We start from the raw sequence: 379 nt of genomic DNA on the forward strand, positions 1-379 counted from the left end.
ATTGACTTCTTAATAATTTCGAGCGGCGTAGCATTGCCTCCATACCGAGTTAACAACTAACCCGATCTGGAGCAACTACCATGAAAACTTCAAAACTGATCTTCGGCCTTGCCTTCTCTGTATTAGCTTCGAGTGCTTTCGCTTCGCCACAACTTCCAAGTCTTCCAGGCAATAACAACACCAATCTGATAGATCCAACTCCAGCCGCCATTGTTGTTGCTGCTGACGGTTCTGACCACGTTGGTGCAAATCGCCTCGCTGCTGACGGTGCCGACCACGTTGGTGCAAATCGCCTCGCTGCAGATGGTGCCGACCGCGTTGGTGCAAATCGCCTCGCTGCAGATGGTGCCGACCGCGTTGGTGCAAATCGCCTCGCTGC

General features: G+C 52.8%; 1 protein-coding gene. It reads left to right on the forward strand.

Annotation, left to right across the window (positions count from 1 at the left end; all coding sequences use genetic code 11):
- Positions 1 to 80: 80 nt before the first annotated feature.
- The coding region (locus tag IV01_RS26540; protein WP_080290415.1) for a hypothetical protein at positions 81 to 379 on the forward strand (299 nt) is incomplete at its 3' end.

The sequence above is a fragment of the Pseudomonas syringae genome (assembly GCF_000737245.1).
In the GTDB taxonomy this organism is placed as follows: domain Bacteria; phylum Pseudomonadota; class Gammaproteobacteria; order Pseudomonadales; family Pseudomonadaceae; genus Aquipseudomonas; species Aquipseudomonas syringae_J.